General features: G+C 71.8%; 8 protein-coding genes. 2 read left to right on the top strand and 6 right to left on the bottom strand.

The window, feature by feature from the left end; translation table 11 throughout:
• Positions 1-46: 46 nt before the first annotated feature.
• Together ACH9D2_RS07495 and ACH9D2_RS07490 are read right to left on the bottom strand one after the other, a co-directional pair.
• The gene (locus tag ACH9D2_RS07495) at positions 47-1,000 is read right to left on the bottom strand and encodes a tetratricopeptide repeat protein (RefSeq protein WP_396362213.1); all 954 of its coding nucleotides are present in this window, start codon (positions 998-1,000) and stop codon (positions 47-49) included.
• Positions 1,001-1,237: 237 nt separating this feature from the next.
• A complete protein-coding gene (locus ACH9D2_RS07490; RefSeq protein WP_396362212.1) occupies positions 1,238-1,579 on the bottom strand; it encodes an ATP/GTP-binding protein in 342 nt (113 codons plus the stop codon).
• A 74-nt stretch (positions 1,580-1,653) separates the two neighbouring features.
• Here ACH9D2_RS07490 and nucS point away from each other — a divergent pair, with 74 nt between their 5' ends.
• Entirely contained in the window at positions 1,654-2,349 is a 696-nt protein-coding gene (gene nucS, locus ACH9D2_RS07485; RefSeq protein ID WP_396362211.1) for an endonuclease NucS, read from the top strand.
• A gap of 280 nt (positions 2,350-2,629) precedes the next feature.
• Positions 2,630-2,833 (top strand): cold-shock protein, encoded by a 204-nt coding sequence (locus tag ACH9D2_RS07480; protein ID WP_017833253.1) that lies wholly within the window; start codon positions 2,630-2,632, stop codon positions 2,831-2,833.
• Positions 2,834-2,908: 75 nt separating this feature from the next.
• Here ACH9D2_RS07480 and murA read toward each other — a convergent pair whose 3' ends face one another.
• From murA to ACH9D2_RS07460, 4 genes are all read right to left on the bottom strand, one after another.
• Positions 2,909-4,186 (bottom strand): UDP-N-acetylglucosamine 1-carboxyvinyltransferase, encoded by a 1,278-nt coding sequence (gene murA / locus ACH9D2_RS07475; RefSeq protein WP_396362210.1) that lies wholly within the window; start codon positions 4,184-4,186, stop codon positions 2,909-2,911.
• A gap of 131 nt (positions 4,187-4,317) precedes the next feature.
• Positions 4,318-4,593 carry a F0F1 ATP synthase subunit epsilon gene (locus ACH9D2_RS07470; protein WP_396362209.1) on the bottom strand — a complete coding sequence of 92 codons (276 nt, stop codon included), beginning with the start codon at positions 4,591-4,593 and terminating at the stop codon, positions 4,318-4,320.
• Positions 4,594-4,595: 2 nt separating this feature from the next.
• Positions 4,596-6,062: a F0F1 ATP synthase subunit beta gene (gene atpD, locus ACH9D2_RS07465; protein ID WP_396362208.1), complete on the bottom strand. Its 1,467-nt coding sequence runs from the start codon at positions 6,060-6,062 to the stop codon at positions 4,596-4,598.
• A gap of 55 nt (positions 6,063-6,117) precedes the next feature.
• Positions 6,118-7,029, bottom strand: coding sequence for a F0F1 ATP synthase subunit gamma (locus ACH9D2_RS07460; RefSeq protein WP_396362207.1), 912 nt, complete (start codon positions 7,027-7,029; stop codon positions 6,118-6,120).
• Positions 7,030-7,078 lie beyond the last annotated feature (49 nt).

The following is a 7,078-nucleotide window of genomic DNA, read 5'->3' as shown; positions in this document are numbered from 1 at the left end:
TCCGCCGGGTGGTCCCGGCGGACGGTGGGCCCTCAGGGACGAGGACTCAGAAGAGGGCGCGCATCAGGGCGCCCCGGGCGGCCACCACGCGCGGGTCCTCGGCGCCGACCACGTCGAAGAGCTCGAGCAGGCGCAGCCGGACGGCGTCGCGGTCCTCCCCCGCGGTGCGCCGCACCAGGGCCAGCAGCCGCCGGAAGGCGTCCTCCACGTGGCCGCCCGAGACGTCGAGATCGGCGACGGCCAGCTGGGCCGCCACGTCGTCCGGGGCGGCGGCGGCCTCGGCGCGCGCCGTGGCGGCGTCGAGCGGCAGCACGCGCTGGAGCAGGTGCACCTGGGCGAGGGCGAGCTTCGCCTCCCGGTCCCCGGGGTTCTCGGCGATCGCCTTCCGGTACGCGGCCTCGGCGGCGTCGACGTCCCCGGCCTCGAGGGCGTCCACGGCCTCCTGGTGCAGCGGGGGCAGCGGCTCCGGCTCGTCGGTGCGCGCGGGCTCCACGGTGCCCGTGATCCCGTTCTGCTCGGCGAGCGCGAGCAGCTCGTCGAGGAACTGGGCCACCTGCTCGGCCGGGACCGTGGAGTTGAACAGCGGGACGGGCCGCCCGCCGAGCAGCGCCACCACGGTGGGCACGGACTGCGCCTGGAACATCTGGGCGATCTCGGGGGCGGCCTCGGCGTCCACGGAGGCCAGCAGGAGCCGGCCTCGGTACCGGTCGACGACCTGCTCCAGGGTGTCGGCGAACGCAACGGACTGCTGGCTGAAGCGGGCCCACAGGGCGAAGACCACGGGGACCTGGGCGGAGAGCTGGGCGACCTCCTGGAAGTCGGCCGCCGTCACCTCCCGGCGGTACCCGCCCGGCCGGTCCCCCTCCGCGGGCGGGCCGGCGGGCGCGGCCGCGGCGCCCAGGTCCACCGCTCCGCGCACGGAGGACGGGAGCTCGGTCCCCTGCGGCGGCGGGGCGGTCTCGGCGGTGCTGCGGGGCTGCTGGTGCTGGAACTCGTTCACGGGCTGTCTCCTGGGGGCTCGACGACGGGCTCGGCGGTCCGCTCGGCCGCCGGGGGCTGCTCCGGCGGTCGGCGGGCCGCGTCGGCGGTCTGGGCCGGCGGTCCCGGCCGGTTGCGGGACGGCGCCCGGCGGGCGCCGCGGGTCCTCTGTCGATTATCGGCCGCCGGGGGCGGCTCGGCCACCGGGGCGGCGCCGTGTCCGCTCCCGGCGTGACGGCGGCCCGGCGCGGCAGCGGGTTCAGCGGCGCGTGCGCCAGCAGCGCTCGTGCCAGTGCCGGCGGTCCTCGAAGGCGCTGCGGACCCCCAGCAGGGAGTCCTGCTGCCAGACGACCAGGTGCGCGATCCCCGGCGGGATGGACCGGCCGCAACCGGGGCAGGTGTAGGTCTTCACCGCGTTGGCGGGCCGGACGTGGCGGACCATCCAGTCCCCGTCCGCCGAGCGCTCCACCGTGGGCGCCGGCTCCAGGACCCGTTCGACCGACCACGGCTCCTGCGCCGCGCCGCGCTGCCACTTGCTGGCGCGCGGGCCGGGCCCGGGTCCGCCGCGGCGGCGGCGCGAGGAGTGGTTGGAGCGTGGCACGGCGTCATCCTCTCACACGGGCCTCCGCCGCCCCCGGTGCGGGCCGCCTCCCGCGGACCGCTAGGCTGGTCCGCGTGCGTCTCGTCATTGCCGATTGCTCCGTCGACTACGAAGGGCGTCTGCGCGCCCACCTGCCCGCCGCCCGGCGTCTTCTGCTCGTGAAGGCCGACGGCTCCGTGCTCGTGCACTCGGACGGCGGCAGCTACAAGCCCCTGAACTGGATGAGCCCGCCCGCGCGCCTGCACGTCGGCGAGCCGGGGACGGAGCTCGCGGCCGAGGGCGTCCTGCAGACGTGGACCGTCCAGGCCGCCAAGAGCGACGACCGCCTGGTCATCCAGGTGTTCGCGATCCACGAGGACGTCTCCCACGAGCTGGGCACCGACCCCGGGCTCGTGAAGGACGGGGTCGAGGCCGACCTCCAGCGGCTGCTCGCCGAGCAGATCCACCGCCTGGGCTCGGGGCACACCCTCGTCCGGCGCGAGTACCCCACCGCGATCGGACCGGTCGACATCCTGGCCCGCGACGCCGCCGGCGCCACCGTGGCGGTCGAGCTCAAGCGGCGCGGGGACATCGACGGCGTCGAGCAGCTCACCCGGTACCTCGAGCTGCTCAACCGCGATCCCCTCCTGGCGCCCGTGCGCGGGGTCTACGCCGCCCAGCTCATCAGGCCCCAGGCCAGGGTGCTCGCCGAGGACCGGGGCATCGCGTGCCTCACCCTCGACTACGACGAGATGCGCGGGCTCGACGACAGCGACTCGCGCCTCTTCTGAGCGCGGTCCGCACCCGTGCGGTCGGCGCACGGCCCGCAACACACGATGATCAGCAGGCGAACAACGTTGACCGGCCCCGGGGAGTGTGTGAAGCTGAACGTGTTCTTCGTTCCATGTTTTGCATGCTCGCAGAACGGGTAAGCGAGCGTGACGTTCGACCCTGACCTTGGCTCCCGCCCCTCGGGAACGGGAGCCTCGGCCCTCGGCTCATCTCGTGGTACCGCCCTTCCGTGCACGACCTGTGCACACGTTTCGCACCATCTCGCAAGGAGAGATCTTCATGGCCCAGGGCACCGTCAAGTGGTTCAACGCCGAAAAGGGCTTCGGCTTCATCACCCCCGACGACTCCGACTCGGACGTCTTCGTCCACTACTCGGAGATCCAGTCGGGCGGCTTCCGCACCCTCGAGGAGAACCAGCGCGTCGAGTTCGAGATCGGCCAGGGCCAGAAGGGCCCGCAGGCCACCGGCGTCACGCTCATCTGATCCGCTTCCCGCGCACCGGCTGAGCACGGAGCCCCGCACCCGTCCCGGGTGCGGGGCTCCGTCGTGCGCGCGACCTCAGAACGCGGTGCCGACCATGCGGCGCTCGACGGCGGCCCCGGCCGCCCCCAGCTGCTCCACGAAGTGCTCGTAGCCGCGGTCCACGTGCTGGACGCCGCTCACGTCCGTGGTGCCGACGGCGGCCATCCCCGCGATCACGAGGGCCGCGCCCGCCCGGATGTCCATGGCCTCCACGGGCGCGCCGGAGAGCACGGGCATCCCGGCCACCAGCGCGTGGTGGCCGTCGAGACGCACGCTGGCGCCCAGCCGCTCCAGCTCGGCCGTGAAGCCCCAGCGGGCCTCGAAGACGTTCTCGGTGACCATGCCGGAGCCCTCGGCCACCGCGTTGAGGGCCACCACGAACGGCTGCAGGTCGGTGGGGAACCCCGGGTACGGCAGCGTGGACACGTTGATCGCGCGCGGACGCGCCGGCCCGGCGACCACGAAGCGGCCCCCGTCCGTGTCCACGCGGCACCCCGCGCTGCGCAGCTTGTCCAGCACCACGGTCAGGTGGTCGGGCTCCGCGCCCTGGATCTCCACCGTTCCCCCGGTCACGGCCGCGGCGAACGCCCAGGTGCCCGCCACGATCCGGTCGGGAACCGTCCGGTGCTCGACCGGACGCAGGGACGCCACCCCGGTGACCGTGACGGTGCTCGTGCCGAGCCCCTCGATCCGGGCCCCCATCGCCTGCAGCATCCGTCCGATGTCCACGATCTCCGGCTCGCGGGCCGCGTTGTCGATGACGGTGGCGCCCTCCGCCAGCGTCCCGGCCATCATGAGGTTCTCCGTGGCGCCCACGGAGGGGTAGTCCAGGCGGAAGTGCGTCCCGCGCAGGCTCCCGGGGACGGACGCCACGAGGTAGCCGCGCTCGATCTGCAGCACCGCGCCCATGGCCTCGAGGCCCGCGCGGTGCATGTCGAGACCGCGGGAGCCGATGGCGTCACCGCCGGGCAGCGCGACCTCGGCCACGTGGCACCGGGCGACCAGCGGCCCGAGCACGGAGATCGACGCGCGCATCGCCCGCACCAGGTCGTAGTCCGCCTGGTGGTGCAGCGCCGCCGGGACGTCGATCCGCACCGTCTTCTCGGCGCGCTCGTAGCTCACGGCGCAGCCGAGGCGGCGCAGCAGCTCCGCCATGATGGTGACGTCGTGGATCTCGGGGACGTTCGTGATGGTGGACTCGCCCTCGGCCAGCAGGGTCGCCGCCATCAGCTTCAGCACGCTGTTCTTGGCGCCGGAGACGCGCAGGGTGCCGTTGACCGCGGTGGGTCCGTGCACGACGATCTTCTCTTCCATCCACTCTCCTGGGCGGTCTCACCGGGGCCCGTGCGGGGCCCCGGGTACGGCTGCGGCCNCTCCGCACCGGTGGTGCGGAGGCCGCAGCTGTTCTCGGCGCGCGGGGCGGGGCCCTGCGCGATGGGGTGGGATCAGGCGGCCGCGGCCCCGGACAGCTCCACGTTGTCCGCCACGATCGTCACCCGGTCGTTGTCCACGAAGACGAATCCGGAGTCGATCGTGCCCTCGACCCGGGAGCCGTCCACGGGGTCCACCGCGAAGTCTCCCGGCTTGAGGATGCCGGCCACGGCCTCGTGGCCGGGCAGGATTCCGATGTCGCCCTCGGACGTGCGGACCCGGACCATCCGGGCCGTCCCGTTCCACACGGCCTGCTCGAGGGAGACGATTTCGACGATCATCTCGGCCATGACTACTTGCCGCCGGTCCGGGACTTGATCTCGTCCCACTTCTGCATGACGTCCTCGAGACCGCCGACGTTGTAGAACGCCTGCTCCGGGACGTGGTCGAACTCGCCCTCGGTGATCTTCGCGAACGCCTCGACGGTCTCCGCGAGCGGGACCGTGGAGCCCTCGACACCGGTGAACTGCTTGGCGGTGTAGGTGTTCTGGGAGAGGAACTGCTCGATGCGGCGGGCGCGCGAGACGACGACCTTCTGCTCCTCGGAGAGCTCCTCGACGCCGAGGATCGCGATGATGTCCTGCAGCTCCTTGTTCTCCTGCAGGATCGACCGGACGCGGATCGCGACGTCGTAGTGCTCCTGGCCCACGATCTGCGGGTCGAGGATGCGCGAGGTCGAGGTCAGCGGGTCGATCGCCGGGTACAGGCCGCGGGAGGCGATGTCACGGGAGAGCTCCGTGGTCGCGTCCAGGTGGGCGAACGTCGTGGCCGGGGCCGGGTCGGTGTAGTCGTCGGCGGGCACGTAGATCGCCTGCATCGAGGTGATCGAGTGGCCGCGGGTCGAGGTGATGCGCTCCTGCAGCACGCCCATCTCGTCCGCCAGCGTCGGCTGGTAGCCCACGGCGGAGGGGATGCGGCCCAGCAGGGTCGACACCTCGGAGCCGGCCTGGGTGAAGCGGAAGATGTTGTCGATGAAGAGCAGCACGTCCTGGTTCTGCACGTCGCGGAAGTACTCCGCCATCGTGAGACCCGTCAGGGCCACGCGCAGACGCGTTCCGGGCGGCTCGTCCATCTGGCCGAACACGAGGGCGGTGTCCTTGAGGACGTTCGCCTCCTCCATCTCCACCCAGAGGTCGTTGCCCTCACGGGTGCGCTCGCCCACACCGGCGAAGACCGAGGTGCCGCCGAAGTTGCGCGCCACACGCGTGATCATCTCCTGGATGAGCACGGTCTTGCCCACGCCGGCGCCGCCGAACAGGCCGATCTTGCCGCCCTTGATGTAGGGGGTCAGGAGGTCGATCGACTTGATACCGGTCTCCATCATCTCCGTGGAGCCCTCGAGCTCCGCGAAGGACGGCGCCTTGCGGTGGATCGGCCAGCGCTCGGTGATCTCGAGGGAGGAGGTCTCGACGTCGAGGGCCTCACCGAGCACGTTGAAGATGTGGCCCTTGACCACGTCGCCCACGGGCACGGAGATCGGGCCGCCGGAGTCCTTGACCTCGGTGCCGCGCACCAGGCCGTCGGTCTGCTGCAGGGCGATCGCGCGGACCATGTTGTCGCCCAGGTGCTGGGCCGTCTCGAACGTGATCGTCCGCTTCTCGCCGTTGAGGTCGTACTGGGCGGTCAGGGCGTTGTAGATCCCGGGCACCGCGTGCTCGGGGAACTGGACGTCGACGACCGGCCCGATGACCCGGGCGATGCGGCCCGTGGCGCCGCCCGAGACCGGCTGCCCGGCCTGTTCGCTGATGGTGGCAGTCATTTCTCTCACTTCACTTGTTCGTGGTGGTCAGTTGCTGGATCGCCGGGACGGCCCGTCACAGGGCCTCGGCGCCGCTCACGATCTCGGTGAGCTCGGTGGTGATCTCGGCCTGGCGGGCGTTGTTCATCAGGCGGGTGTACTTCTTGATGAGCTCGTCGGCGTTGTCGCCGGCCGCCTTCATGGCCTTCTGCCGGGCCGCGAGCTCGCTCGTGGCGGCGTGCGCGAGGCTCGCGAACAGGCGGGCGTCGATGTAGCGCGGCAGGACCGCGTCGAGGAACTCCTCGGGGTTCGGCTCGAACTCGAAGGTGCTGTCCGGCTCCTCCAGCTCGTCGAACTCCTGGGCGACCTCGTCGGTCAGCGCGTTGGCGTCCACGACCTCCAGCGGCAGCAGCCGCAGCACCCGGGGCTCCTGGACGACCATCGACTTGAACGTCGTGTAGACGAGGTGGATCTCGTCGACGCCGCCGTCCTCGTGCGGGGTCTCCAGGTCCTCGATCAGCACCTTGCGCAGCTCCCGCGCACGGTCGGGCCGGGCGTTGTCCGTGTCCCCGGTCCAGTTCCGCTCGTAGGCGCGGCTGCGGAAGTCGAAGTACGCCTGGGCCTTGCGGCCGATCAGGTACACCTTGGTCTCCTTGCCCTCCCCGTGCAGCAGCTCGAGCAGGCCCTCGGCCTCCTTGAGCACGTTGGACGAGTAGGACCCGGCCAGACCGCGGTCCGAGGTCAGGATCACCACGGCCGACCGGCGCACCTCGTCGGCCCGTGTGGTCAGGACATGGGAGACGTTGTGCTGGGTGGCGACCTGTGAGACCGCCCGGGTCAGCGCGTTCGCGTAGGGACGCGCCGCCTGCAGACCCTGTCGGGACTTGTTGATGCGCGAGGTCGCGATCATCTCCATGGCCTTGAAGATCTTCTTCATGGACTTGGTCGACGCGATCTTGTTCCGGTAGACCCGAATCTGCGCTCCCATGTGACTTCCTTTCGTCACCGTGTCCGGTGCGCCGCCGTGGCGGCGCACC

Source organism: Kocuria rhizosphaericola (assembly GCF_044462205.1).
In the GTDB taxonomy this organism is placed as follows: domain Bacteria; phylum Actinomycetota; class Actinomycetes; order Actinomycetales; family Micrococcaceae; genus Kocuria; species Kocuria rhizosphaericola.
The sequence above is the reverse complement of the archived record's forward strand: the minus strand, read 5'-3'. Positions and strand labels throughout refer to the sequence as shown.